This window comes from Posidoniimonas polymericola (assembly GCF_007859935.1).
In the GTDB taxonomy this organism is placed as follows: Bacteria; Planctomycetota; Planctomycetia; order Pirellulales; family Lacipirellulaceae; genus Posidoniimonas; species Posidoniimonas polymericola.
Genome location: NZ_SJPO01000003.1, coordinates 189,547 through 215,821, shown reverse-complemented (window position 1 = coordinate 215,821; position 26,275 = coordinate 189,547). Strand labels below are relative to the sequence as shown.

Here is a 26,275-nt window from a genome sequence, read left to right as displayed (position 1 = left end):
GAACCGGCCTTCCGTTAGTCGGCCTCGGTCCATTGCCGGCGCAGCGATCAAGAGGGCGGGCAGTCAGAGCCAAACCGACCACTGCGCGGGCCGTCACCGCTTGCCCGGCTCTGCAGCATTCGCATTGCCGCGCATCGGCGACGCAGCGGTTACCGGCCCGGTGTAGAGAAGCCCGCTACGATCCGGCTGAGCACCGGGCGACAGCTCCACGAACGGCTCCTCCCCTCGGTCCCCGCCTGAAATCGCAGTAGGACCGGTCCCTTGTTCGGTGCTCACCCACGCGGCGCCGCCCGAAGTTTCTGCCGCAAGGCTCACGAGCCCAGGCTTATTGTGGTGAAGCAGCGATCCCATCGGCTCGTACTCTTCGTCCCACGGGACGCCTTTCTGCAGGTTGGTGTGAACGCTCCCCGCCAGCACCAGGATGTTTGCGTGGGGGTTCCGCTCTGCAGCGGCCGCAACATTTTGGGCCATGACGCGGTCGCGCTGCCTGGCGAATTCAAGCACGCGGGGCGGCGTCGGCTGTTCTGCCAACAGTTGCTCGATTCGATTGGCGGGGATGTCGATCGCGGCTACCGTGATCTCCCGTCCGTCGGCAATCAGCCGCCGGGAAAGCTCTAGCAGCCCGAAGTGGCCCCTTCCGGCGCGACCGTCCTGGCTCGTCCAGTGCCGACCTGCCAGCAACGCCCGCACCGACGACTCGCCGCCATCGCTCGCGAGGAACTCGTCCAGGCGGACTTGTTCGTCGGTGGGCGCCTCTACACAGAGAACTGCCGCCCGCTCGGCCGAGGCCGTGCGCAGCAGCACCGCCGTCAGCAGCGGGATCTCGACCGTGCCGTGGATCTCACCCACCAGCACCACGGCGCGCTGACCGGCGAACAGCGACTGGCTCCCGCGGATGGAACCCGCCATCGGAAAGTCGATCGCAGCACGCTCGGTGGCGTGCGAGCACGCAGCCACCGCGGCGGTCAACACGGCAGGCATGAACAACACCAATCGGGGCTTCGCACCAAACACACTTACCTCCGCGGACGGGATCGACACGGTCTGACACGGTCCGATTCTAAGCCTGCCCGTCCCAACGCCCAATGCGAGCTAGCAATCCTCGAAACACAACGGACGCGTGAGCGGACCTCTTTGATCGGCCATCAGCGCCCGGCCCCGTCGATTGTAGCGGTTGTGCCGGATTTTCCCTCAATTCCAATTGCCCGGGCGGTCGATGCTTTCTCACAGCCAAGGCCGCGCGCCGCGTCCAGGTGAATCATTTGTCGAGGGGGGAATTTCTGATGATCCGCAGGATCTTAGCAGCCGCGTTCGTCGCGGCGGTGCTGGCGGGCGTGGCTTCTGAGCGCGCCGAGGCCCAACAGGCCTATGGTCGCGCATGGGGCGGAACTGCCAGCACCACCGACTGGGAACGCTTCTACCACTACCCGTACGTGTACTACCCCCAGAACTACTGGGGCAGCGAGTACTACCGCAGCGCGGACAGCCTGTACCACCGCTACCCGCCGGAGATGCGGATCCCGGTGTACAACCGCCGCTGGCACAACTACTACCCGAGCGCCCGCCGCTACCACCAGGGCGCCCACTTCAACCTGGACGTCTTTTGATCCAGGGTTGAAACGCGAACGCACACCACAAAGCCCCGGCCTTGCAGCAAGGCCGGGGCTGTTTGCGTAACGGCCGCCGCCCGCGGGCGGAGGCCGCGGCGGCTGGTTACAATCGGGGACGGCCGGCGCTGCTGGTCTCCGCCCCCAACCCGCCCCAGCGCGATGCAAGACCTACGGCATCTGTTCGACTCGTCCGCCACGCCCGCCTACGCGGTGGGCGCCGGTGGCGTTGTGGCGTACGCGAACGCCGCATTGTGCGAGTGGGTCTGCCTGCCCGAGGCGTCGGTCGTCGGCCGCCGGGTGGCGTACCACAGCGAGCCGGGCCCGGTGGACGGGTCGGGGCCGCTGACCGGGCTCTGCCCGCCGCCCGCCGCGTTCCAGCAAACGGCGTCCGAGGGGACGCTGTCGGTCATGGGGCAGCACGGTCGCCTGCGTCACCGCCGGGCGCGGTTCTTCTCGCTGGCGGGCGAGGCCACGCAGCGGGCCGTCGTCGGCGTGCTGGAGGAGTTCGACCTCACGCCGCAGCAGCTCGCGGCGTCGATTACCAACGAGCCGAGCGAGGACGAGCTGCACCGCGACATCCGCCGCTTCCGACGCGGCGTCGCCGAGGCCGACGCCACCGCGATCCTGCTCGGCGACAGCCCCGCCGCGCGGCTGATGCGGACGCAGTTCGACCTCGCGAGCCGCACCCCGGTCGGCGCGTCGGTGGTGTCGGCCTGCGGCGCCGACGCCGCCGCCATCGCCAGGGCGATCCACCACGGCGCGCACGACACCCAGATCCGGTTGCTGCCGATCGACTGCGCGCGGCTCGACAGCGAATCCGCCGCCGCGGTGCTCGACCAACACCGCGAGCAGCTGTCGTCCAGCACCGTTGTGCTGCTGCAGGCCGACGCCGCCGACCCGCCCACCCAGCAGCTGCTCGCGACGCGGCTGCTCGCCGCCAGGCCGAAGCGGCTGCTCGCGACCCTCTCCGCCCGGCCCGCGGCGCTCGAAGCTACGCTGCTGCCACTGGTCGGGGCGGTGGTGATCGAGTGCCCGCCGCTCGCCGACCGGATCTCCGACCTGCCGATGCTCGCGCAGTTCTACGTCGAACGCGCCAACGCCGCGTCCGGCGCCCGCGTCGGCCGGGTCGCCACCGAGACGCTTGACCTGCTGGCGATGTACGACTGGCCCCACGGCGCCGGGCAGCTAGCCGAGGCAGTCGCCTCTGCCCACGCCAAGTGCCTGAGCCAAGACGCCACGGCCGCCGAGATCACCGCCGATCACCTGCCGACTGTTGTGCGGCACGCGGCGTTGGCCGCCGGCCTGAGCGGCGACCCACGCGTCGAGATCGACCTCGATGAGTTCCTCGGCCGGATCGAACGCGAGCTCGTCGAGCGGGCCCTCGCCAAGGCGTCCGGAAACCGCGCCGAGGCGGCCCGGCTGCTGGGCCTGACCCGTCAGCGGTTCTACCGGCGGCTCGAGAGCCTCGGCCTGCACGACCCGGACAAAAAGCAACCGGGAGACAGCGGTGACTGACCCAAGCTGGCTGCTGATCGACGAGCAGGGCGAGCGGTGGACCGCCGCGGTCGCCGCGCGGCTCCGCAGGGAGCCCGGCCCGCGGCCGCTGGTCCGCCGGGTATCGCCGCTGCCCGTCAACGACATTGCCGCGCACGCGGCGGTGTTTGTGGCGATCGAGCTCCGACGCGACAACGCCCTGGCCGCGCTGCGTCAGCTCCAGGACCTACGCCGGCGGCCGAACCTTGCGGCCGCGGCGTTGATCTCCGCAACCAGCATCGCCGACCCACTCGCCCGCGACGACCTGGGCCTGGCCGCCCTCGAGGCCGGAGCCTGCCTGACGGTCGACTCCCCCCGCCGGCTCGCCCCGCTGCTGTCGGCGGTCCGGCGTTCGCTCGACCTGGCGTCCCGCGACCTCGAGCGGCGCCTGTCTGCTTCCGACCATATGTGGCCAACCGAGCGCGTCTGGCGGCGGCTGCCTTGGCAAGCGGAACCGTGGCCGGTAGGGTGACCAGATCGACCACGGTTTCCCCCACCCACCCTGCCCTGCCCACGATGCCTGACCTCTCGAGCGATTCTGTCCGCAACCTGCTTGCCGACTTCAAGGACCCCGAAACGGGCCGCAGCGTCACGCAGCTCGAACAACTCCACGATGTCCAAGCCGCCGATGGCAAGGTCGCCGTGAAGCTCGGCCTGACTAGTTGGGCCGCGATCCTCCGCGACGAGGTGACCCAGCACTGCCGCGACTTCCTCGCCGAGCGGCTGCCGGCCGGGACCGACATCCAGGTCGAGGCGGTCGAGCACGACCGCCCGGCCGAGCCGATCGGCCAGATCGGGCTGCGGGCCAAGAACGTGATCGCGGTCGGCTCCGGCAAGGGGGGCGTCGGCAAGAGCACGGTCTCGACCTCAATCGCCCTGGCGCTCAGCAAGGCGGGCTCGAAGGTCGGCCTGATGGACGCCGACGTCTACGGTCCGAGCGTGCCGCACCTGCTGGGAACCGACGACCGCCCCACCGCCATCGACAAGCGGCTGCAGCCGGTCGAGAAGGACGGGCTGCGGGTGATGAGCATGGGCTTCCTGGTCCCCAAAGAAGAGGCGGTCGTGTGGCGTGGACCGATGCTGCACGGCGCGATCACGCAGTTCCTCAAGGACACCGACTGGGGCGACCTCGACTACCTAGTGATCGACATGCCCCCGGGCACCGGCGACATCGCGTTGACGCTCTCGCAGCTGCTGCCGCTGACCGGCGCGGTGGTGGTCTGCACGCCGCAGGAGGTCGCGCTCTTGGACGCGGTCAAGGCGATCGCCATGTTCCGCAAGGTGAAGATCCCGCTCCTGGGGATTGTCGAGAACATGAGCTACTTCCTCTGCCCCGACAACAACAAGCGGTACGACATCTTCGGCACGGGCGGCGCGCGGGCCAAGGCCGAGGAGCTGTCGGTCCCGTTCCTCGGCGAGCTGCCGATCAACATCGGCATCCGCCAGCGCGGCGACGACGGCCAGACCGCCGGCAACCTGACCGACCAGGAAACGGCGCAGGGCTTCGAGCAGATCGCCCGGCAGATGGTCCGCAACATCGCGCGTCAGCACGAGCAGGCCCCGGCGATGCCGTCGCTGCCCGTGCTGTAGGCCGGTGCAGTTGGCTGGTGGCCTGCTTGGCCGCGCTGCGCGGCTGGCGACGCCCACCCCACCAACAGAGGGCCCACCAACAGAGGGCCCACCAACAGAGGGCCCACCATCAGAGGGCCCACCATCAGAGGGCCCACCGATAGGGGGCGCACGAATAAAGGCCGGCGCCGCAGGGCGGGACCGGCCTTTTTTCGTTGTTTCAGCGACCAAACTGGCGAAGGGCCAATCAGGAAGGGCGCGTGGCGTTCGGGACAACGCCGCGGCCTTACTTCTTCTTCTTGGCCGTCTTCTTCTTGGTCTTCTTCTTAGCGACCTTCTTCTTGGCCTTCTTCTTGGCGACCTTCTTCTTGGCCGTCTTCTTCTTGGCTACCTTCTTCTTAGCCTTCTTCTTCTTGGCTACCTTCTTCTTAGCCTTCTTCTTCTTGGCGACCTTCTTCTTGGTCTTCTTCTTGGCGACCTTCTTCTTGGCCGTCTTCTTCTTGGCTACCTTCTTCTTCTTCGGCGCCGCCTTCTTCTTGGCGACCTTCTTCTTCTTCTTGGCCACAGCAACTCCTCCTTAAAAGAGACAAGACGCCCCACCGCCACGTCGCAAGTACTCGTGCGGCGGCGGCCGTCCTTGACAAAGGGATCGACCCATCCAGGGCGATCCACCAGGGTTCATCGACACACAGCCAAGCAGCAGACTTCGTTGTCGTTTACTTGTTGTGCAGTTGTCCTTGACAAACCTCGGCAACGTACTGCCGGTAGTTGTACGAATTACTTCTTATTGTGCAACATGTTTTGATCGAAAAAATGCCGTGCGCGGCGCGACCAAGGCCAACGCGAACGCGACACAACGACCCGCCGCGCGCCTTGTTGCGCTACGCTGCCCGACACAGCGCGTGACGCGCAAGCCAAACCAGCCGCGTCGCGGATCGGCTGTGAAGCAACCTAGCGCAACCGGCCGCGACGATGCCCTGGGAAAGACTCTCGCAAGCGACGGCGTGCAAAAAACACCGGCAATTCCAGCTCGTTTCCACCGCAACGCACGACAGCGCTTCTCGCGCGCACCGACCCTTCAACGACGCGCGACCGTCGTCCACGGCGCGCGGGCGTGGCAATCGTTCGCGTTGCGAGACAACCAACCACGACGCGTAGCGAGGCTTGCGAGCGCGCTACACAGAGCCGTTTTGAACGCGCGAAACGAGCCCAAAAAATTTTTGGAAATTTTAGGCTAAAGTTAGCCAGAACGATCGCCGTGTTCCACTTTGACTGCGCAACGCAGCGCGCTGACACGCCGCGCGACGCGTTACCATCGACCGCCGCGCGACGACTGGTAGGCCTGCAGCATCTGGTAGTTGTTGTAGGCGAGCATGCCGAAGAGGAGCAACGACCACAGGCCGCCGCCCAACGTAAACAGGTAGCCGCCCAGCGCGACCGCACAGAGCACCGAAACCCACAGCGAAGCGATCACCCCGCGGTGCGGGGGCAGCCACATCGTGAACAGCTCGCGCGATACCCGCCCCCCGTCCAGCGGGTAGATCGGCGCCAGGTTGAGGATGCCCCACATGATGTTGATGTAGAACAGATTGCGTAGCAGCTCGTTAGCAAACAGGCTGTCGATCTGCGCCACCACCACCCGAGGCAGGGGGGTGAACCGCACCTCGGCGGGCACGCCGGTCGCTACCAGCAGCAGATACAGCAGGGTCGCGAGCAGGAAGCCGGCGAACGGGCCGGCCAGCGAAATCAGCACCTGCCGCCACGGCGTGTCGCGCACCCCTTCGCCGATCGCCAGCCCTCCCATGCCGTACAGCACAATCCGCGACCGGCCGCCGTAGTGTCGCTGAGCAAACGCGTGCCCCAGTTCGTGCACGACGATCGAGGCAAACACCGCGACGATCCAGATCAGCACCGAGCGTGGCTCGCCGCCGCCGCTCAGCAGCAGGCAGATCAGCCAGAAGAACGGGTGCACCCTCACCGGGAAGCCAAACAGGCGGAAGTGGAGGTCGGCGGGCGTGGGGCTTGGTTCGGCGAGGATCATGGCACGATGATAGCCGATGCACGCGGGCAGTCGTAGCGCGACGGCTAGCGCCCGTGGCGCAAACAACGCTCCTGAACCCAGGCCGGTTGGTCCGCACACGACGGTGTCGCGCCGGAACCAGTGATAGGAAAGACGTACTAGGCCGCCTCGCGCAGGCCGCCGGAGGGGTCGAGCGTGTTAACGACGTACTCCGCCGCACGGACCGAGGCCCCGCCCCGGCCGATCTGCTCCTTGAGCACCGCCATGCGGGCCACCAGCGCGTCCCGCGCGTCGTCGTCGGTGAGCCAGTGCGTGAGGTGGCGGGCCAGCTTGTCGGTCGGGTCCTGGCAGGTCAGGTACTCTGGCATCAGGACGTGCGCGTCGCGCGGGTCCTCGGGGTCGTACACGCCAACCTCCGCGGGGAACAGCTCGTCGGCCGTCAGCAGGTTGACCAGCGTGATGTAGCGCACGCGGCGGAAGAACTTCTGCACGAAGAACGCCAGCGGCGACACCTGGTACACGATCGCGGTCGGCTTGGTGTGGAACAGCAGCTCCAGCGACACCGAGCCCGACACCGCCAGGCAGCAGGTCGCGGCGTGGATCAGCTCGGGCGTGCGGCCGACGTGCACCTCGGCCTCAACGCCCGACTTGGCCAACTCGGTCTCGACCAACGCGACCTGCGACTGCTTGAACACCGCGACCGCAAACCGCACCCCGGGGGTGGACTGCCTGACCTTCTCGGCCGCCTGGAGCTGAGCCGCCAGGTTGGAGCGTACCTCTTGGGTTCGGGAGCCCGGCAGGATCGTTACCAGCGGACCGGAGGCCCGCCGCTTCCTCACAAAATCTTGGTCGAGTTGTTGCGCGCGCAGCTCGTCAAAGTAGGGGTGGCCGAGGTAGGTCGCGTTGCAGCCGCGGTCGCGATACCACGGCTCCTCGAACGGCAGCTTCACCAGCACGTGGTCGACCCAGCGGCGCATCTTCTTGACCCGCCAGCCGGCCCAGCCCCACAGCTGGGGAGCCCCGTAGTAGAAGACCGGCACACCGTGCTTCTTGGCCGCCTTGGCGATGTGCCAGTTGAAGCCCGGGTAATCAATCAGCACGACCGCGTCGGGGCTTTGTTCGGCAAAGTACCGCTCGGCCCGCTTCACCAGCGCGCGGAACTTGTGGTAGTTGAGGATTACCTGCAGCAGCCACATCACGGCAAACTGCGTCAGGTCGGTGTGCAACTCGCAGCCCGCCTGCTGCATCCGTGGACCGCCGTAGCCGACCATCTTCCAATCGGGCCGCCGCTGCTTGAGCTCGCGGATCAGGTTCGCGCCGTGCAGGTCGCCCGAGGGCTCGCCAACGGAGAAGAAGATGTTCATGCGTGGTTGAGAGTCGCGGAGGGCTGGGCAATCTACAGCGGGCGGGGAGTATCCCAGAATCTCCGGCGCGGCGGAATGGCAGTTGGGTGGCGCGCCGTGTCGACCTTTTTCCAGCGCGCTGCGCCTCGCATCTAGCGCCTACCCGTGCCGTGGCTCTGGCAGCCGCAGGCTCTGCAGGAACGCGAGCAGCAGCACTGCTAGCCCGCCGATGAACACCGGCGCGGCGCCGAACCGGCCCACCAGGTAGCCCACCACCGGCGCGCCGACGATCACCGGCATGGCGATGCACATCCCGATCGCCGCGACGTACTGCGGGTGATCGTCGTCGGGCGCGGCCTCGAGCGTGTAGTTCATCAGCAGCTTGATGGTAACCGGCATGAACCCGAGCGGCATGAACACCAGGTAGAATTGCTCGCGGGCCGCCTCCGGCGACGCCTGGGCCAGCAGCAGCGCGATCAGCGGCCCGCTCGCCAGTCCGAGCGTCGAGCACCGCAGCGCGGCGCGGTTTCCCATCCAGTCGGCCAGCGGCCCCGCGACCAGGCTGACCACCGCGGTCGCCGCGTTCTGCACGCAGACCCACAGCATGATCTCACCTAGGTAGTCGACCACCGTGCCGCCCGGCCGCCTCGGGTAGAGCGACTGGTAGTGCGGGAACAGCATGAAGTTGAAGCACACCAGCCCGGAGAGGATCGCCACCGGCCGCGCCCGCGGGTCATCACGCACCACGCGCCAGGCGTCGACAAACTTCTGCAGCGGCTTGGTGGGGGGCTCGGTCAGCCGGTCGGGCGCCTCCCTGGTGAACAGCAGCATGCTGCCCGACGCCAGGAACGCCAACGCGGTGAAGCCGAAGATCCAACCGAAGCCGCCGTCGGGCAGCTTGAGCCAGCCCGGCAGCAGCAGCCACGCGCTGACGACCGCCACCGGCGCGCCGACGATCACGGCGGCCGTGTACAGCCGCCCCCGCAGGTCGGCGCGGATCAGCTTGCCGTGCAGCGCGTGCATGCCGAGCTGGTTGACGCCCGTTAGGCAAAAGAACCAGCCGTAAACCGCCAGGAACAACCACGGCATCCACCACGCGGCGGATCCGCCCGTGGTCTGCCACGCGCCGGAGAACCACACCGCCGAGAGCACGGCGAACGGCGCCGCCATCAGCAGCGACGACCTCGCCACCATCCGCTGCTTCAGCGGCGACAGCTTGAGCGGCTGCGCGTACAGCAGCGGCGGCACGCTGAACCCCAGTCGGTTGAGCACCGGCAACAGGCCGATCATCAGCGAGCTGCCGCCGATCATGCTGAGGAACATCGGCATCACGATGCTCTCGGTCTTGAAGATCCATCCGATCCGCAGCAGCACCTGGTGCAGCATCAACCAGAAGAAGTTGCGGGCTTCGTAGAGCTCGCGGTGCGAGGGCGGGTCGGCCGCGGCGTCTTCCGACTGGTCGAACGGCTCGTACGGCTGTTCGTTGAGCGGGAGTTCGTCGGCCAGGCGGGACATGGGGCGGGAGTCGAAGGTGGGAGGGATCAAACGCTGTGGGAGGGGTCTCCGACCCCGACGCCTGGCGGTGACGCCTCGCCGTCGGAGACGCCTCGCACGAAGGCTCTACAACACCGCGGCTCGTTACGCGTCCCGACCTTCCAGGTACATCCGCAGGTAGCTACGCGGCTCGAGGTCGGTCAGCCCGAGGTCGGCCGCAAGCTGCTGGACCGCCGCCTGCGCGGCGGCGACCGCGTCCTGCTCGGCGATCGCCTCAACCTCGGCGAACGTTCCGACATCGGCGACCGTATCCAGGGCGACCTCTAGTTGTAGGCCGCCGCGTGTCAGTTGGTAAGCTTCGCGGTGCTTGGCCACATCGGCGACCTGCACAAACCCGAGCAGCCCGAACAGCTCCTGCTGCGGGTCGCCCCCGTCGAAAAGCGGGAACTCGAGCTCGGGGCGGGTCTTCACCTCACGGTCGAGCTTCGCGCCCTTGTAGGTCACCACGGCCTGGTCACCGGTTCGCCGGATCCGCAGCGCCTCGCCCGTTTGCGCGAAATCTCGCGACGGGTGCCGGAAGTAGGTGTCGCGTTGCTCGACGGTCTTGAGCGGCGCGCCGCCCAACTCGACAACACGGCCGCGCACGGCTTCGAGGTCCGGGGCGTGAAACTTTTGTTCGACTTCGAGCTGCATCGCTTGCTCACCGCAGGTAGGTCGGACCATCGATCTTCACGCCGTCGGCCTTGACTTTCACCCCCTCGGCGTCGAGCCCCCACAGCGGGCTGATCTCGACCGGGGCGTCGGCCGGCACGTCGACGCCGGCGGCCGCCAGCCAGCCGCGGTGCTGGGCCATCATGAACCGCTGCACGTACTCCTCGGTGTCCTTGGGCGCGCCGGGCGCGTTCTTCAGCGGCGCGAACACCTCGTCCTCGGCGTACTCCACGACGATCGGGTTGTTCGCCTTGGGGAGCAGGTCGAAGATGAACTTCTCGAGCTTCAGCGCGTTGTTCTCGGTCGGCTCGACCAGCTCTCCCGACGCGTCCACGTGCGGCACCTTTTTGTGCGCGATGTGCAGCGGCAGCGAGTCCTTCATGCCAAGCATCCGCTCGAGGAACGCCACGCCGAACACGTGCACCGCGATGCTGCCGGCCCAGAACTTGAGCCCGCCCGACGCGTCGGCCAGCTCGGCCACGTCGTCGGGCATGTCGGAGTACTCGATGATGGTCATGCGGTCGTCGATCATCGCGAAGTTGCCGAGCTTCTCCCCCGGCGTCTCCTTGGCGACCGCCATGCTGGTCAGCTCCGACTCGGCCAGCAGGTGGTAGCCGATCAGCTCCGCGTCGCCGATTGGCACGATCGGGTTGTCGACCTGCAGGTAGAACAGGTGCTTCACGCCGCGGCGGTTCATGTGGTCGATGGCGCCGCTCTTGGCCAAGGCGGCGACCGTGCCGCCGTGCCCGTCCGGGCTGAGGAACAACGAGTCCTTGGCGGCCATCAGCAGCTTGCCGGTCTGCGCGTCGATGGCCGGCATGGTCCCCTGGCAGAACACGACCAGGTCGTCATCCGCCAGGCCGAAGTTGTCGTGCTCCTTGAGGAACGCCACCTGCTCGTCGTGCGTGACCGGGCTGGTCATCAGGTACACCGGCACGCTGACGCCGTGCCGCTTGGCGAGGGCGACCGCCTTCTCCAAGTGGATCTGCAGCAGCGTGGCGTCGGAGATCGGCCCGATTGGGTACATCCCCTTCGGGTGGTCGAAGCCGAGCCGGCTCCCCTGCCCGCCGGCGACCAGCAGCACCCCGACCTCCCCGGCGTCGAGCGCCTGGCGGCCACGCTGCTGTGCCTGGTCGGGCGTCACGCCCAGGCCGCCCGACTTGCCTTGCTGGCGGTCGGACAGACGCATCGCGGGGGGCGGGACCGCCTGCTTGGCGAGGGCGGCCCAATCGGGCTGCTCGGCGTCGCCGCCGTGGACCTGGGCGATGAGCTCGGGGTCGACGTCCTCGAGCTGGGCTGCCAGCCGCTCGCGGCCCTCGTTGGAGAGCTCGTCCCAGAAGCGGAGGACGTGTTGCTGGTCAAACGGGGCGAGCTTCGCCCGCAGGGTTTCGAGGTCGGCCATGGGAGTGCAGCGGGAGGTTCGGGTGGGATCGCAAGGGTCGCGTGCGTGAGCCCCCAGCATACCAGCCCCCCGGCGCCTCGCTCACCCCGGTCCGGGCGGCGTTTAAATGGTCGAAATCCCTGCCTGCCGGGCCATTGTGCCCCAGCCATTGTAGGAGCCCCCGCGTGCTCTTATACTGCGGGATTGCGAGCCCAATCCTCTAACCTAGCGGGCGCCCCCCGGCACGTTCCCCAGGAGACCTCTCGTGGCATCCGGCAACTACCTGTTCACCAGTGAATCCGTCAGCATGGGCCACCCGGACAAAGTGTCCGACCAGATCTCCGACGCGATCGTCGACGACATCCTCGCCAACGACCCCGACCCGGCCAACGCCCGTGTCGCGGTCGAGACCCTCTGCACCACGGGCCAGGTGGTGGTCGCCGGCGAGGTCCGCACCAGCCACTACGTCGACGTGCAGCGGGTCGTGCGTGAGACCATCAAGCGGATCGGCTACACCGACCCGTCGATCGGCTTCAGCCACGACTGCGGCGTGCTGAACGCCATCCACGAGCAGTCCGCCGACATCGCCCAGGGCGTCGACAAGGCGTCGGACGTCGAGGGCGAGCAGGGCGCGGGCGACCAGGGCCTGATGTTCGGCTACGCGTGCAACGAGACCGACGTGCTCATGCCGCTGCCGATCCACGTCTCGCACCGCATCGTCGAGAAGCTGGCCGCGCTCCGCCAGTCGGGCGAGCTGTCGTACCTGCGCCCCGACTCCAAGAGCCAGGTGACGGTCGAGTACGGCCGGGACAACAAGCCGATCCGCATCGACACGGTGGTCGTCAGCACGCAGCACGACGAGAGCATCCTCGCCCCGTGCGGCACGAAGATCACCGAAGAGGCGAAGAAGGAGATCATCGAGAAGGCGATCAAGCCCTGCCTGCCGGCCGAGTTCGTCAGCGGCGACATCACCTACCACATCAACCCGACCGGCAAGTTCGTGATCGGCGGCCCGCACGGCGACACCGGCCTGACCGGCCGCAAGATTATCGTCGACACGTACGGCGGCCGCGGCCGCCACGGCGGCGGCGCGTTCAGCGGCAAGGACCCCTCGAAGGTCGACCGCTCGGCCGCCTACATGGCCCGCTACATCGCCAAGAACCTGGTCGCCGCCGGCCTGGCAGACGAGGTCGAGGTGCAGCTCGCCTACGCGATCGGCGTCGCCGAGCCGGTGAGCGTCAACGTCAACACGTTCGGCACCGGCAAGGTCGACGAGTCGACCCTGGTCGACCTGGTCCGCAACAACTTCTCGCTCACCCCGCGTGGCCTGATCAAGGAGCTCGGCCTGACCAAGCCCGTGATGTCGGCGACCGCCGCCCACGGCCACTTCGGCCGCGAGCCCGGCCCCAACGGCGAGTTCAGCTGGGAGAAGACCGACAAGGCCGAGGCCCTCGCCAAGGCCGCCGAAGCCGCTACGGTCAACAGCTAACCGAAGTTGCGAACCACAAAGACACAAAGGGCACGAAGCCGCTGGTTTCGTGCCCTTCTTTATTGACCAGCGACCAGAACGGTAACGTCGATGAGTGCTCTGCCATTTCTGCGACGACTCGCCTTTGTGTACTTCGTGCCCTTTGTGGTGAACAAACTGCGCGGCTAACCAATGAGCAATTTCAGAATCGGACTCGGCGAGGACACCCACCGGCTCGAACCGGGCGGGCCGCTGCGTCTGGGCGGCGTCGACGTTCCGCACGACCGTCAGGCTGTCGGGCACAGCGACGCCGACGTGCTGCTGCACGCGGTGACCGACGCATTGCTGGGCGCCGCGGGGCTGCCCGACATTGGCGAGCTGTTCCCCAACACCGATCCGGCGAACCGCGGCCGCGACTCGAAGGACTTCTTGGCCGAGGCCCACCGCCGCGTGCAGCAGGAGGGCTACCGGCTGGTGAACCTCGACTGCGTCATCGCCGCCCAGCGGCCCAAGCTCTTCCCCTACAAGGACGCCATGCGGCACGCCATCGCCGGCGTGCTCGGCGTCTCGGTCGGCAAGATCGGCATCAAGGCCAAGACCGGCGAGTCGGTCGGCCCGGTCGGCCGTGAGGAGTCGATTGATGCGCGATGCGTCGCGCTGATCGAAACGGCCGAATAGTCGATGATCGGCGTCCGTTGGCTGAAGGCCAACCTCAATTGGCCCCGGGGTGAGATTGGCCTTCAGCCAATCAATTCCCGCGCCAACGCGACCTAGGGCGATGCCCTAGGCTACGGTGAGTATGGCCTTCGGCCAAGCTACTACTCGAATTCGAAACGCATCCCGCCCGACATCTTCGCCACGACGTTGTAGAGAAACGCCATCAGCAGCCCGCCAAGGAAGCCACCTACGCCGTACATAAACAGGATGCCCACGGCCATACCCAGGCCGACGCCGGCCTGCGCCGGGTCGCCGCTAAGCAGAGCCCCCAACACGAGGAACGGCGCCACGATCAGACCCAGCAGCAAGTACAACGCGCCCAGCACCTTGCCGGCCTGCAGCGGGTCGATCGACTTGAGCGTCATCGAAGCTCGACCCGGGGCCTGGTAGCCAGAGCTGTCGCTGACGGGGGATTCGAACGGGTTGCTGCTCATCGCGGTCTCCTGCGGTGGGTTGCTAGCGGAACGAGGCGGCGACGGGGCCGGCAAGCGACCTTCCCATAATCACCCCGATCCGAGTAACTTACCGGAACCGCCCAGCACCCCGAACATCAGTTTTCCGCTCTCAACCCCGAATCACGCCCCGCCTCCCATGCCCGCGCACCCTACCCTGCAGATCTACAACACGCTGTCGAAGAAGAAGGAGCCGTTCGAGCCTGTTAAGGAAGGCAAGGTGGGCATCTACCTGTGCGGCCCCACCGTGTACGCCGAGGCGCACATCGGGCACCTGGTCGGGCCGGTGATCTTCGACTGCATCACGCGGCACCTGAAGCACCGCGGCTACGACGTCACCTGGGTGGTCAACATCACCGACGTCGACGACAAGCTGATCAACAAGGCCCAGGAGCGCGGCATCACGATGCTCGAGGTGGCCGAAGAGAACATCAAGGACTACCAGGGCAACCTGGCCGCGCTGGGGGTCGACCAGATCAGCGAGTTCCCCCGCGCCACCGAGTGCATGCAGGAGATCATCGACTTTGTCGCCGACCTCGTGAAGCAGGGCTACGCCTACGCCTCCGAGGGCGACGTCTACTTCGACGTCGGCAAGGACCGCGAGTACGGCAAGCTCTCCAACCGCTCGGTCGCCGACATGCAGGGCGACGGCGGCGGCCAGGCGGCTAGAAAGAAGTCGGCCGCCGACTTCGCGCTCTGGAAGTCGGCCAAGCCGGGCGAGCCGAGCTGGGAGTCGCCCTGGGGCGATGGCCGGCCGGGCTGGCACATCGAGTGCAGCGCGATGAGCAAGAAGATCCTCGGCGAGACCTTCGACATCCACGGCGGCGGGCTCGACCTGGTGTTCCCGCACCACGAGAACGAGGTCGCGCAGAGCGAGTGCTGCCACGGCAAGCCGATGGTCAAGTACTGGGCCCACAACGGCCTGCTGCGGAAGGACTCGGCCGCCGGCAAGATCGGCGGCAAGTCCGACCGCGGTGAGCCCGACGCCGACGCCGGCGGCAAGATGAGCCGCAGCAAGGGCGCCGGCGGCCTGGCCGACCTGATCAAGAAGCAGGGGGGCGAGCGGATCCGCTTCTTCCTGCTCCGCACCCACTACCGCAGCACCGTGCTGTTCAGCGAGCCCGCCATCGAGGAGGCCGCCATCGGCCTCGAGCAGTTCTACCGCCTGTTCAAGCGCTACACCCGCGTCACCGGCAAGGACTTCTACGACCTGAAGCTTCCGACCGACGCCGCGATCCCCTGTCTGAGCGACCCCGCCGCCAAGGCCCGCGACAAGTTCCTCGCCGCCATGGACGACGACTTCAACACCGGCGGCGCGATCGGCGAGCTGTTCGAGCTCGCCAAGATCGCCAACAAGCTCTGCGAGGAGAAGAAGCTCGAGGAGTCCGACGCCGACGCCGACGCGGTCGCCGAGTTCACCGCCACGCTCACCGCCGTCAAGGAGCTGAGCGCCATCCTCGGCATCTTCCAAGCCCCTCCGGCCTCGGCCGGGGGAGAAACCGACGAGCTGCTCGGCAAGGTGATGCAGGTCGTGATCGACCTCCGGGCCGAAAGCCGCAAGGCGAAGAACTTCGCCGTGGCCGACGCCATCCGCGACGGCCTGGCGCCCACCGGCATCGTGCTGGAGGACCGCGCCGGCGGCACCGAGTGGTCCGGCGGCGGCGACGCGGCTATGGATGGCGTCATGCAGATGCTGATCGACCTGCGAGCCACCGCCCGCAAGAATAAGGACTTCGCCACCGGCGACGCCGTGCGTGACCAGCTCAATGCCGCCGGCGTGACCCTCGAGGACCGCGCCGGCGGCACCGAGTGGACCGCGGGGTAACCTTGAGTGGCGTGATTCTCCGAATCGCGGATGCAGCGTACCCCGGAAAGTTGAAAGGCCGTCCATGCGATACAAGATCTCGCTCGAACCGTCCGATGAAGGCTACGCCGCTTCTGTGCTCGGGCTTCCTGGATGCCACTCGCAGGGGGTGACTGAAGAGGAAGCGATCGCCAACGTCCAAGACGCAATTCGCGAGTACCTCGAGGTGCAAAAGGAACTCTGGATTGACAAAGACGTCCGCGAAGTCGAAGTCGAGGCCTAGGCGTGCCCAAAGTACCAGGAGTCAATCACAAGAACGCCATCCGCGCTCTTGAGAAGGCGGACTTCGTAGTCGCTCGCGAGGGCAAACACACCGTGATGACCAACGGCGAACGGATCTTGACCATCCCCCGCCACAATCCAATCAACGCCATCACGATGGGGGCCATCGTGCGGGATGCTGGGCTGACGGTCGACGAATTCAGGAAGCTGCTCTAACACTCCCATGCGTATCCTCGGCATCGACCCCGGACTCAACACCACCGGTTACGGCGTCATCGACGCCGAGGGCCGCACGCTCACGCTCGTGGAGGCCGGCGTCGTGCGGGGCACATCGGGCAGGTCGCTCGCGCACCGCGTCGGTGAGATCCACGCCGGCGTCGCCGAGGTGGTCGAGGCCCTCAAGCCCGACGCGCTCGCGCTCGAGGAACTCTACTCCCACTACGAGCGGCCCAAGACCGCCATCCTGATGGGCCACGCCCGCGGCGTGATTGTGCTGGCCGGCGTGCAGGCGGGCGTTAAGGTGCACCACTACGCGGCGACCCAGATCAAGAAAACCCTGACCGGCAACGGCCGCGCCCCCAAGTCCCAGATGCAGCAGGCCGTGCAGGCCGAGCTCCGCCTGACCGCCGCCCCCGACCCGCCCGACGTCGCCGACGCGTTGGCGATCGCGATGACGCACTGGTACCTGGGCTGTCGGCCCTCGGCTATCGGCCTTCCGTAGGATTGAGTAGATTCCAGGAGCTTGAAATGGGGGCTGGCTCTTGGCCGCACGGCAGGTGAATGCCCCCTCTTCAAGCGGCGCGTGCGTGGTCCGTCGAAAAAAGGGAGACAGGCACGACGCACTTCGCTGGTCCGTGGCGCTGCAGAACCCTTCGCCTCGAGCCAGTCCCCGTTTTTCGACTCCCGATCCGGCCAACAGCCCCACCACCCATGATCACCAAAGTCACCGGCCGCGTTGTTTCCCTCTCGCCCGACTTCTGCACGCTGGCCATTGGGCCCTACGAGCGGCAGGTGCTAGTCCCCGAGTTCGCCCGGCGGAGCCTGCAGGGGAAGGTGGGCCAGGAGGTCGAGCTGCACACCATCGAGTACCTCGAGGGGAACCCGATGCAGGGCCGAATGACGCCGCGGATGATCGGCTTCCTGAACCCGGTCGAGCGCGAGTTCTTCGAGATGTTCTGCCAGGTCGACGGCGTCGGCGTGAAGAAGGCGCTCCGCGCGATGGTGCGGCCGGTCGCCGAGCTGGCCGGCGAGATCGAGGAGCAGGACGTCAAAGGCCTCAGCACGCTGCCCGGGATCGGCCCGGCGACCGCCGAACGGGTGGTGGCCAAGCTGCGCCGCAAAGCGGCCAAGTTCGCTCTCTTGGTGGGCCGCGACCTGCCCGCCGGCGGCGACATCGAGCAGGACCTGGTCGCCGAGGTGTTCGAGATCCTCCGCACCCTCGGCCACAGCGAACCCGACGCCAAGCGGCTGCTCGACGAGGCCGTCAGCCGCAAGAAGAAGTACAAGGACGTCGAGGCCCTGCTGCACGCGGTGTATGAGCAGCGCAACGGCTAGGCCGAGCAGGCAAGCCCCACGAGCCCCGGACGTCAGCCCGGGGAGCAACATGGCATTTATGCTCGAACACGCATACAACGACTACCTCAGCCTTGACGAAGTCGTCTCGAGGCTCGAGCAGGTATTCGGCTTTGTAAACGCGGAAACACGCGGGGCGGCGGTTGGGGCTGACGCCAATGGGAACCAGCGCTGCTACCTCACGATCGCGGATTCGCAGGACCACGGGCTGGCCTATCTCTTGTCACAGTTCGAGCCGGACCAACCCCTTTTCTTCGGCTTTGTCTCCGGGGAGCACGAAGACGCCGCCGCGCCGCTCGTCGAAAGAGTCGCCAAGGCGCTGGACTACGAACTTGAGGAGCTCTGAGCGGGCCGACGCCTTGAACGCCTCAGCACGTCGCCAAACTAGATGAAGTGAGATCTTGATGTCAGTTCTGGATCATCTTTACGTCCGCCTGCTACACCATGGGCTCGTCAAGCTTAGAGACCTCGTGGCGAGTGGCGAAGATCGGTGGGCTCTTGCCACCGCAGAAATGCTGCACAACGCTCCTTCGCTCACTGGCGAGTCGAACGAGCGAAGGCATGCGTACTTCTGGCGATCCGAACGTGGCGCCTACCTCGAGTGGTTGATAAGCAGCGGGAACGAAGACGCCGCCTCGTACACCCGCACGTTCTACGAGCCGATCTGGCGAGAAATGGAGATCGAGCTGGGAGACCTGCTAGCCAGAGACTGAGTCGGCCCGCTGCCGCCCCTCCGGGGCTGGTGTTGATGGCGCCGCGGATGCTCGGGCAACGCGTGCAGGAGATTATCGACCGCGGTCCGCCGGCCGCGGTGATTGACGTTGGCGTGTGAACGGCGACGCCAACGAAACCCCGGCAACCGGCGCGGATTCTCCGCCGAGGCATTGCTCGCCGGCTATTGCCGTTTGCACCCTCTGTCGCGGCCGAGTAGTCTGGACTCCGGCGGCCCCCCCAATGCGTCGCCGACGTTCTCGATGTCCCCCCACGCAGCATGCCACGACGACTATCACTCACGGCAGTCCTCCTGCTCGCGGGCCTGGGCCTTGCCGAGCAGGCGTCGGCCGCGCGGTATGAGTTCACCGGCGAGGTGACCGACGCCGGGGAGCTCTCTTCGTTCGTCCCGTTGGGGACGCCGATCGTTGGTGAGTTCACCACCGCGAGCAGCTCGGCGCCCTTCGGCGTGGCCCGCATTGGCGCCGAGATCGGCGTGTTCTCGCTCGACCACGACGGGCCCATGCGGCTGCAGTTGGGGAGTGGCCTCGACCGCAGGGACCACCTTGTCCTGCTGCCCAATCCGCCGCCGGGCTCCCTGATCACGGCGATGGGGCCGAACGTCGCACTAACCAACGAGCTGTCGCTGGCGCCGTTCGACTTCCTGATCGACATCGTGCGGCCGCGTGGAACGCTCGACTACTCACAGATCCCCACGGAGCTCGGCCCGTCGCTCGAGGGAGAAAGCTCCTACCTCTTGCTGCGTTCCCCCACCAACGCCGTCGACCTTAAGGTGGCGTTCCGTGTCACCTCGTTCACCCAGGTCCCCAGCCCATCGGCCTGCGTGCTGTCGACCTTCCTTGCTGCGGGGCTCCTGCCCTGCCGGCGGCGCCGGCCGAACTCGGGCGACGCATCGCTCGCCGGCTGCTTGCCCCCGCGGAAATCTCGCTTCGAGAAATAACCCGCCTCCCGCCAAGATTGGCGCTCAGATACGCCCTCCAAGCGGCATTAACGAGTCAGAGGAACTAGTCTCGTTGACCCCGCGTAGCCGCGCCTTCCCTGGCGGCGTGCCTGCGTCTTTGCACAGGCAGTACCGAGTCTCATCCAGCCCGCCCGCAGGCCCAGGTCGACCTACACAGTAGGCAACCAAAGCCTGGGCGCGTCGACACTCGACTTCGCCCCGCTCTCTGACGAGCGGCGTGCCGTTGTGTCTGCCTTTTCGCGCCGATGAGATCGCATGCGGCCCGCGGGCCTGGAGCCTCGAACGCCCCCCGCCCGTCCATCTCTCTATTCTGTGAGGAGACCTCATGAGCACCCGGTTTTTCTACTCTTCTCTCGCCGCCGCGGCGCTGTGCGCGGTGGGCGTCTCGGCCCACGCCGCGCTGCTGACCGACCCCGGCTTTGACGTCGACCCGAGCAACGGGACCGGCGACGCCGACAACACCGAGGTTGGCGCCTGGTACGCCAACAACATCTTCGACCCGCCCAACACGCCCGACGCCGGCAGCGCCGGCCGGCTGTGGTACCGAGCGACCGACATGGTCGGCCCCTCCGGCTCGGTCGAGAGCGTCGCGGCCTACAACACACAGAACACCGGCACGGCCGACACCCGCGGCCTAATCCAGGTCGCCACCGGTGCGAGCGGCAGCACCGGCGTGCAGACCCTGGCGTTCGACTACCTGCTGAACGACGTCGGCGGTGACAGCGACCTCTCGCTGCGGGCCGAGGTGTTCGGCATCAACACCGCGGCGTGGACCGGCGCGTTCGACCTGGCCGTGCCCAACACCTCGGGCGATGCCGCCCCGCAGGACACGTACGACCTGCTGGAGGTCACCGAGCTCTTGAACACCACCGCGTTCACCGCCACGACCGACGCGGCCGTCAGCGGCGGCACGTGGCAGAGCGCCGCGTTCAGCGTCGACCTCGGCGCCGGGTACGAGCAGGTCGCGGTCCGCTTCACGGCCTCCGACCGCGGCGCGTCGGGCGATCAGATCGCCGTGGACAACGTGTCGCTGGCCGGCGTGCCGGAGCCCGCCTCGACGGCCCTCGCGCTGGCCGGCCTGGGCCTGGCCGCCGCGGTGCGCCGCCGCAAGTAGCCGCGTCGCATGGACCTCAACGCGCCGGGGCCGACTCAACCGGCGGCCCCGGCGTCTCCCCAACCCAACCCCATTCCTCTGATGCACCTAATGAAGACCCATCCATTGCGACTGTGGGGGACGCCGCTCCTGGCGTTCCCTGCGTTGGCGCTGCCGCTGCTGACGATTGGCCTGGCGGCGCCCGCCGCCCGCGGCCAGATCAAGCCGAACTTCGTCGTGATCCTGTCCGACGACCAGGGCTGGAACGGCCTGTCGACGCCGATGGACCCGAACGTGGTCGGGCCAAACTCGGGCAGCGACTTCTACGAGACCCCCAACCTGGCCGCCCTCGCCACGCAGGGCATGCGGTTCCGCCAGGCGTACGCCGCGGCGCCCAACTGCTCGCCGACGCGGGCCTCGATCCAGCTGGGCCTCAACCCGGCGTCGATCAACCTGACCGACATCGTCGGCCGCGACGACCTGTACAACAACTCGGCGCCGTCCGGCACGGACCTGATGGAGCCGCTCACCGTGCCGCGGCTCCCGGTCGCCGAGGTGCAGTCGATCGCCCAACGCATCAAGGCCGCCGACGCCAGCTACGTCACGGCCCACCTCGGCAAGTGGCACCAGACCACCCCGGCCGTCAAGCCGTCGGTCGCCGGCGGGGCGGTCCCCTACCGGGCGGGCGACCCCAGCGACTTCGGCTACGACGTGCACGACGGCGCCCGGGCCAACAACCCGGTCAACTCCGCGCGCGACCCGAAGGAGATCTTCTCGCTCAGCAGCCGCGCCATCGACTTCATGGACGCCCACGCCGGCGCGAGCGGCGACAACGCGCCGTTCTACCTGCAGGTGTCGCACTACGCCGTGCACGACGCGCCGGTCACCCTGCCCGACTCGCAGGCCAAGTACCAGGACAAGCTCGCCACCAACCCCGGCGTGGTGCACCCCGGCGGGAACTCGACCGACCGCGTCAAGTACGCCGGCATGACCGAGGACCTCGACACGGGCGTCGGGCAGATCTTGGACTACCTCGCCAACACGCCCGACCCGCGCAACCCGGGCATGATGCTCAAGGACACGACCTACGTGATCTACACGTCCGACAACGGCGCGCTGCTGCAGAACACCAACAACCTGCCGCTGTACGACGAGAAGGCCACCTCCTGGGAGGGCGGCGTACGCGTGCCGATGATCGTCCGCGGCCCCGGCGTCGCGGCCAACACGGTGAGCGCCGTGCCGGTGGTCTCGACCGACCTGTACGCCACGGTCACCTCGCTGGCCGGCTCCACCGCGCCGCTCCCCAAGTACGCCGACAGCGCCGACTTCAGCTCGGTGCTGCACAACGGCGGCGAGCTGGCCAGCGGCGAGGCCTCGCTGGTGCGGGGCTCGGGCGCCAACGGCGAGATCTTCATCCACTTCCCCCACTACGTCCGCGACACGACGCCGATGTCGTCGATGGTTGAGGGGGACGGCTCGTTCAAGTTCGTGCGGATCTACGGCGTCGGCGGCGCCTCGACCGACTACCTGTTCGACCTCAACCGCACCATCAGCGGCCCCAACGACACCTGGGAAACCATCGACCCGGCCGACGCCCGCAACCTGGCCAACAACCCGGCCTACGCGGGCCAGCTGGCCTCGATGCAGACCCGCTTCGACGCCTGGGTGCAGACTTCCGACGCGTCGCTACCGTACGAGATCGCCGCGCCGGTCGACATCCGCTGGAACGCCAGCGACAACTCGCGCAACACCGGCTTCGAGGGCCCGGCCTGGCGCTCGGTGACCGACGTCGACAACCGCCCGCGTGAGCAGATGCTGATCGAGACCAACCGCGGGTCGGTCGAGCTGGTCGAGATCGACGCCCAGGGCCTCGGCTCGCACGCCTACCGCTTCTCGTGCGGCGGCGGCCTGCTGCGGAGCTTCTTCCACGTGTCGGAGGACAGCCCCAACGCCAGCTCGCTGACCATCACGCCTGACACCGACGACTCGGCCAGCTTCGAGTTCTGGTTCCGCTCGTCCGACCTCGACAACGGCCAAGTGCTGCTGGAGAGCGGCGGCGGCGCCCGCGGCCTGTCGATCACCCTCGGCGGCGGCGACGCCAACCCCGAGGTGCGGCTGCGCCTGGCGGACAACGGCGCCGGCAAGGCGCTGGTGACCACCGCCAGCCTGGCCGACGCCGACGTGTTCGATGAGTTCGTGCACCTGGTGGCCGTGGTCGACGAGACCGACGCCGGCGGGCAGATCGCCAGCCTGTACGTCAACGGCGTGTTGGCCTCGCAATCGCACGACGTCATCGGCGGCGGCAACGTCGACTGGGACGGCCCGGGCAACGCCGGCATCGGCATGGTCGCCACCGTGCTGGGCGGCATCAACGGCCCCGGCCTCGCCCCGTTCGGCACCGCCGGCTTCGAGGGCGACCTCGCGAGGTTCTCGTTCCTCAACACGGCCCTCACGCCGGAAGAGGTCGCCGCCCGCTTCGCCGCCGTCCCCGAACCGACCAGTGCCGCCGCCGCGGCCGTCGGCCTGCTGCTCATCTGCAGCCGCCGCCGTCGGTAGTCGTCAGACGAACGTCTTTAAAGCTCGAATCACGGGCGCCGGGAGAGATCCCGGCGCCCGTTTTTTTATGGACGTTACCCGAGAACCAAGTTGGGGTGTGCCGGGGGCGCTCCGCGATAGCGGAAGCCCCCGACTGCCTGCAAGCAGCGGGTGGTACCGCGTCGGGGGCTTCCCTGCGGGAGCGCCCCCGGCACCCCCTAAGATGTTTCATACGTTGGAAATGGCTCACTCTTCCAACTAGACTCCAGCGATGCGGCACTACGGTCCTCATCGCAATTCAATCAACACGCCGGGCCACGCCCACGAGCTGACCTTCTCGTGCTACCAGCGTCTCCCGATGCTGTCGAAGCCGCGGACGTGCGAGTGGCTCGCCGACGCGATCGAGCAAGCCAGAACTGAACTCCGGTTCGATCTCTGGGCGTACGTGTTCATGCCTGAGCACGTGCACCTCGTGGTGAATCCCCGCGAGGCCCAATACTCGACCTCCGACTTTCTCGAATCGGTCAAGCAGCCGATGTCACGCAAGGCGTTGGCATTTCTGCGTGAGAACGCGCCGGAGTGGATCCCGCGTTTGCAGAAGCAACGAGGCGGCCGCGTGGAGACCCACTTCTGGCTCCGCGGCGGCGGCTACGACCGCAATATCACCGAGCCGTCTACCTTGCAGAAGATGATCGAGTACACGCACCTGAATCCCGTTCGCCGCGGACTGGTTGAGAAGGCAAGTGATTGGAAGTGGTCAAGTGCTGGTTGGTATCAGGGTGAGGAACCGAACCGTCTGAAGCCTGACCACATTCCACCCGAATGGCTTGCCTAGCCGCCAATCGATAGGTGCCGGGGGCGCTCCGCGGTAGCGGAAGCCCCCGACTGGCTGCAGACAGCGGCCGGGACATCGTCGGGGGCTTCCCTGCGGGAGCGCCCCCGGCACCCGACTGATGATTCATGTCGTCCGCCGAGGCGTAGCTCGCCGGCTACCCGCCTTTCCCCTTTCCGCTTTCGCCTTTCGCTACTCCCACTCGATCGTCGCCGGCGGCTTGCTGCTGATGTCGTAGACCACGCGGTTGACGCCCTTCACCTCGTTGATGATGCGGGTGCTGATCCTAGCCAGCAGGTCGTGCGGCAGGTGGCTCCAGTCGGCGGTCATGAAGTCGTCGGTGTTGACGCAGCGGACCGCCACCGTGTTGTCGTAGGTGCGGCTGTCGCCCATCACGCCGACGCTCTGCACCGGCAGCAAGACGGCGAACGCCTGGCTGGTCGCGCGGTACAGGCCGGCGGCCTTGATCTCGCCGACGACAATCGCGTCGGCCTCGCGCAGCACGTCCAGCTTCTCACGGGTCACCTCGCCCAGGCAGCGGACCGCCAGGCCGGGGCCGGGGAACGGGTGCCGCCAGACAATCTCCTCGGGCAGATCAAGCTGCAGGCCGAGTTTACGGACCTCGTCCTTGAACAGGTCGCGGAGCGGCTCGACCAGCTCGAAGCCGAGCTCGGCCGGCAGGCCGCCGACGTTGTGGTGCAGCTTGATCGTGTCGGCGGGGCCGTCGGCCGCGGCCCCGGACTCGATCACGTCGGGGTACAGCGTGCCCTGGGCGAGGTACTTGGCGTCCTCGATCTTGTCGGCTTCGCGCTTGAAGCAGTCGATGAAGGTCTTGCCGATGCGGCGACGCTTCTCCTGCGGGTCGACCACGCCGGCGAGCTGCTCGAGGAACTGGTCCTCGGCCTTCACCACGTGCAGGTCGGCCTTGAAGTGGTTGGTGAACTCGTCGACGATCGCCCGCTCTTCGTCCTTACGCAAGAGGCCGTTGTCGACCAGGATGCAGGAGAGCTGCTTGCCGATCGCGCGGGCCAACAGCGCGGCGACCACGGCCGAGTCGACGCCGCCCGACAGGCCGCAGATAACGCGGTCGGTGCCGATCCGCTCGCGGACCTGCTTGATGGTCTCCTCGGCAAAGTCGGCCAGCCGCCACAGGCCGGACGTCTTGCAGACCTTCTGCAGGAAGTTGGCCAGCACCAGCTTGCCCTCGACCGTGTGGGTCACCTCGGGGTGGAACTGCAGGCCGTAGACCGGCGCCTTCTTGTGCCGCACGGCGGCGAACGGGCAGGTGGCGGTCTTGGCCAACGGCTCCCAGTCGTCGGCGATCGCCTCGACCTGGTCGCCGTGGCTCATCCAGACCTCGGTCTGGGTTTTGACGCCATCGAAGATGTCGCTGGGGTCGGTCACCTCGCAGTGGGCGCGGCCGTACTCGCGGCTGGCGGCGTTGTGCACCTTGCCGCCGAGCGCCTGGCAGGCGAGCTGCATGCCGTAGCAGATCCCCAGCACCGGGATGCCGAGGTTGAACAGCTCCGGGTCACACTGCGGGGCGTTCTCGGCGTAGACGCTGCTCGGGCCGCCGGACAGGATGATGCCGACCGGCGCCAGTTCCTTGATCCGCTCGGCCGTGATGTTGTGGCGGACGATCTCGCAGTAGACGTGCGCCTCGCGGACGCGGCGGGCGATGAGCTGGGCGTACTGGCTGCCGAAGTCGAGCACCAGCACGCGCTCTTCTGCCACACCAGATAGGGGAGTGTCGGTCATTGCGGTCGTCGGTTCCTCGCAGGATTGCACGGGGCGCCCGAGGCTATCGCTTCGGTTAAGAAGGCCCTGCGTTTGAGGGGGTCGTTCGCCTGAGGGAAAGCCCGGTATTGTAGCAGGCTTGTGGGTGGGTCGAAATGAGCTGTTTCTACGGGGTTTTCGGTGGGAATGGGCCACCCAGCGCGGTCCAATCGAGGGGTCGGCGCATGCCGTTCGATCGACCCAGCAGCCCTCGGCGGAAGCCGTGGGGTTGTGGTCGCGTGCGCTGTACAGCGTTGTGTTGTGGGCGGGGGCGATACCCCCCCGGACAGCTCGTAGCCCCCGCTCTGCCGGGGGATGGAACCTGTGGTCGGCGTTGCTCCGGGGCAATCGCCCGGCGGAGCCGGGGGCTACGAGCAACTCGGCACGGCG

26 protein-coding genes are annotated in these 26,275 nt (G+C 67.4%); 17 read left to right on the top strand and 9 right to left on the bottom strand.

Features of this window, described 5'->3' with window-relative positions:
- Nucleotides 1-93: 93 nt before the first annotated feature.
- Complete coding sequence (locus tag Pla123a_RS07600; protein ID WP_146585512.1) at nt 94-981, bottom strand: ChaN family lipoprotein; 888 nt, start codon at nt 979-981, stop codon at nt 94-96.
- 302 nt (nt 982-1,283) lie between these two features.
- On the opposite strand from Pla123a_RS07600, the gene Pla123a_RS07595 reads away from it, so the two are divergent.
- From Pla123a_RS07595 to Pla123a_RS07580, 4 genes are all read left to right on the top strand, one after another.
- Nucleotides 1,284-1,607, top strand: coding sequence for a calmodulin-binding protein (locus tag Pla123a_RS07595; protein WP_146585510.1), 324 nt, complete (start codon nt 1,284-1,286; stop codon nt 1,605-1,607).
- A 162-nt stretch (nt 1,608-1,769) separates the two neighbouring features.
- The gene (locus Pla123a_RS07590) at nt 1,770-3,125 is read left to right on the top strand and encodes a helix-turn-helix domain-containing protein (protein WP_146585509.1); all 1,356 of its coding nucleotides are present in this window, start codon (nt 1,770-1,772) and stop codon (nt 3,123-3,125) included.
- Nucleotides 3,118-3,615, top strand: a complete 498-nt coding sequence (locus Pla123a_RS07585) for a hypothetical protein (RefSeq protein WP_146585506.1) — start codon at nt 3,118-3,120, stop codon at nt 3,613-3,615. Before Pla123a_RS07590 ends, Pla123a_RS07585 begins: the two co-directional genes overlap by 8 nt.
- 44 nt (nt 3,616-3,659) lie before the next feature.
- Nucleotides 3,660-4,733, top strand: a complete 1,074-nt coding sequence (locus Pla123a_RS07580) for an Mrp/NBP35 family ATP-binding protein (protein WP_146585504.1) — start codon at nt 3,660-3,662, stop codon at nt 4,731-4,733.
- A gap of 265 nt (nt 4,734-4,998) precedes the next feature.
- Here Pla123a_RS07580 and Pla123a_RS07570 read toward each other — a convergent pair whose 3' ends face one another.
- The 6 genes from Pla123a_RS07570 to Pla123a_RS07545 form a co-directional block, all read right to left on the bottom strand.
- Nucleotides 4,999-5,277, bottom strand: a complete 279-nt coding sequence (locus tag Pla123a_RS07570; RefSeq protein ID WP_146585502.1) for a hypothetical protein — start codon at nt 5,275-5,277, stop codon at nt 4,999-5,001.
- A gap of 744 nt (nt 5,278-6,021) precedes the next feature.
- On the bottom strand, nt 6,022-6,753 hold the full coding sequence (locus Pla123a_RS07565) for a M50 family metallopeptidase (protein ID WP_146585500.1): 732 nt from the start codon (nt 6,751-6,753) through the stop codon (nt 6,022-6,024).
- Nucleotides 6,754-6,890: 137 nt separating this feature from the next.
- The gene (gene lpxB / locus Pla123a_RS07560) at nt 6,891-8,096 is read right to left on the bottom strand and encodes a lipid-A-disaccharide synthase (protein ID WP_146585498.1); all 1,206 of its coding nucleotides are present in this window, start codon (nt 8,094-8,096) and stop codon (nt 6,891-6,893) included.
- Nucleotides 8,097-8,234: 138 nt separating this feature from the next.
- On the bottom strand, nt 8,235-9,590 hold the full coding sequence (locus Pla123a_RS07555; protein ID WP_146585496.1) for an MFS transporter: 1,356 nt from the start codon (nt 9,588-9,590) through the stop codon (nt 8,235-8,237).
- 123 nt (nt 9,591-9,713) lie between these two features.
- Nucleotides 9,714-10,262 (bottom strand): class IV adenylate cyclase, encoded by a 549-nt coding sequence (cyaB, locus tag Pla123a_RS07550; protein ID WP_146585494.1) that lies wholly within the window; start codon nt 10,260-10,262, stop codon nt 9,714-9,716.
- A 7-nt stretch (nt 10,263-10,269) separates the two neighbouring features.
- The gene (locus Pla123a_RS07545; RefSeq protein WP_146585492.1) at nt 10,270-11,682 is read right to left on the bottom strand and encodes a UTP--glucose-1-phosphate uridylyltransferase; all 1,413 of its coding nucleotides are present in this window, start codon (nt 11,680-11,682) and stop codon (nt 10,270-10,272) included.
- Nucleotides 11,683-11,926: 244 nt separating this feature from the next.
- On the opposite strand from Pla123a_RS07545, the gene metK reads away from it, so the two are divergent.
- Nucleotides 11,927-13,150 carry a methionine adenosyltransferase gene (gene metK, locus Pla123a_RS07540; RefSeq protein WP_146585490.1) on the top strand — a complete coding sequence of 408 codons (1,224 nt, stop codon included), beginning with the start codon at nt 11,927-11,929 and terminating at the stop codon, nt 13,148-13,150.
- A 171-nt stretch (nt 13,151-13,321) separates the two neighbouring features.
- The gene (gene ispF, locus Pla123a_RS07535) at nt 13,322-13,807 is read left to right on the top strand and encodes a 2-C-methyl-D-erythritol 2,4-cyclodiphosphate synthase (protein WP_146585488.1); all 486 of its coding nucleotides are present in this window, start codon (nt 13,322-13,324) and stop codon (nt 13,805-13,807) included.
- A gap of 140 nt (nt 13,808-13,947) precedes the next feature.
- On the opposite strand, the gene Pla123a_RS07530 is transcribed toward ispF, so the two are convergent.
- Nucleotides 13,948-14,280, bottom strand: a complete 333-nt coding sequence (locus Pla123a_RS07530) for a hypothetical protein (protein WP_146585486.1) — start codon at nt 14,278-14,280, stop codon at nt 13,948-13,950.
- Between the two features lie 157 nt (nt 14,281-14,437).
- On the opposite strand from Pla123a_RS07530, the gene cysS reads away from it, so the two are divergent.
- The 11 genes from cysS (at nt 14,438) to Pla123a_RS07475 (ending at nt 24,112) form a co-directional block, all read left to right on the top strand.
- The gene (cysS, locus tag Pla123a_RS07525; RefSeq protein ID WP_146585484.1) at nt 14,438-16,123 is read left to right on the top strand and encodes a cysteine--tRNA ligase; all 1,686 of its coding nucleotides are present in this window, start codon (nt 14,438-14,440) and stop codon (nt 16,121-16,123) included.
- Between the two features lie 64 nt (nt 16,124-16,187).
- Nucleotides 16,188-16,385: a type II toxin-antitoxin system HicB family antitoxin gene (locus Pla123a_RS07520; RefSeq protein WP_146585482.1), complete on the top strand. Its 198-nt coding sequence runs from the start codon at nt 16,188-16,190 to the stop codon at nt 16,383-16,385.
- 2 nt (nt 16,386-16,387) lie between these two features.
- Complete coding sequence (locus Pla123a_RS07515) at nt 16,388-16,600, top strand: type II toxin-antitoxin system HicA family toxin (protein ID WP_146585480.1); 213 nt, start codon at nt 16,388-16,390, stop codon at nt 16,598-16,600.
- A gap of 7 nt (nt 16,601-16,607) precedes the next feature.
- Entirely contained in the window at nt 16,608-17,105 is a 498-nt protein-coding gene (gene ruvC / locus Pla123a_RS07510; RefSeq protein ID WP_146585478.1) for a crossover junction endodeoxyribonuclease RuvC, read from the top strand.
- Between the two features lie 209 nt (nt 17,106-17,314).
- A complete protein-coding gene (ruvA, locus tag Pla123a_RS07505; RefSeq protein ID WP_146585477.1) occupies nt 17,315-17,938 on the top strand; it encodes a Holliday junction branch migration protein RuvA in 624 nt (207 codons plus the stop codon).
- A 58-nt stretch (nt 17,939-17,996) separates the two neighbouring features.
- A complete protein-coding gene (locus tag Pla123a_RS07500; RefSeq protein WP_146585475.1) occupies nt 17,997-18,302 on the top strand; it encodes a hypothetical protein in 306 nt (101 codons plus the stop codon).
- Nucleotides 18,303-18,468: 166 nt separating this feature from the next.
- On the top strand, nt 18,469-18,669 hold the full coding sequence (locus Pla123a_RS07495) for a hypothetical protein (RefSeq protein ID WP_146585473.1): 201 nt from the start codon (nt 18,469-18,471) through the stop codon (nt 18,667-18,669).
- Nucleotides 18,670-18,947: 278 nt separating this feature from the next.
- Nucleotides 18,948-19,628 (top strand): hypothetical protein, encoded by a 681-nt coding sequence (locus tag Pla123a_RS07490; RefSeq protein ID WP_146585471.1) that lies wholly within the window; start codon nt 18,948-18,950, stop codon nt 19,626-19,628.
- 346 nt (nt 19,629-19,974) lie between these two features.
- A complete protein-coding gene (locus Pla123a_RS07485; RefSeq protein WP_197527778.1) occupies nt 19,975-20,763 on the top strand; it encodes a PEP-CTERM sorting domain-containing protein in 789 nt (262 codons plus the stop codon).
- Nucleotides 20,764-20,844: 81 nt separating this feature from the next.
- Nucleotides 20,845-23,298: a sulfatase-like hydrolase/transferase gene (locus Pla123a_RS07480; protein ID WP_197527777.1), complete on the top strand. Its 2,454-nt coding sequence runs from the start codon at nt 20,845-20,847 to the stop codon at nt 23,296-23,298.
- A 250-nt stretch (nt 23,299-23,548) separates the two neighbouring features.
- Nucleotides 23,549-24,112, top strand: a complete 564-nt coding sequence (locus tag Pla123a_RS07475) for an REP-associated tyrosine transposase (RefSeq protein ID WP_146585467.1) — start codon at nt 23,549-23,551, stop codon at nt 24,110-24,112.
- Between the two features lie 189 nt (nt 24,113-24,301).
- Here the strand turns inward: Pla123a_RS07475 and guaA are convergent, their stop codons facing one another.
- Nucleotides 24,302-25,867, bottom strand: a complete 1,566-nt coding sequence (gene guaA / locus Pla123a_RS07470) for a glutamine-hydrolyzing GMP synthase (RefSeq protein ID WP_146585465.1) — start codon at nt 25,865-25,867, stop codon at nt 24,302-24,304.
- Nucleotides 25,868-26,275: the final 408 nt, after the last annotated feature.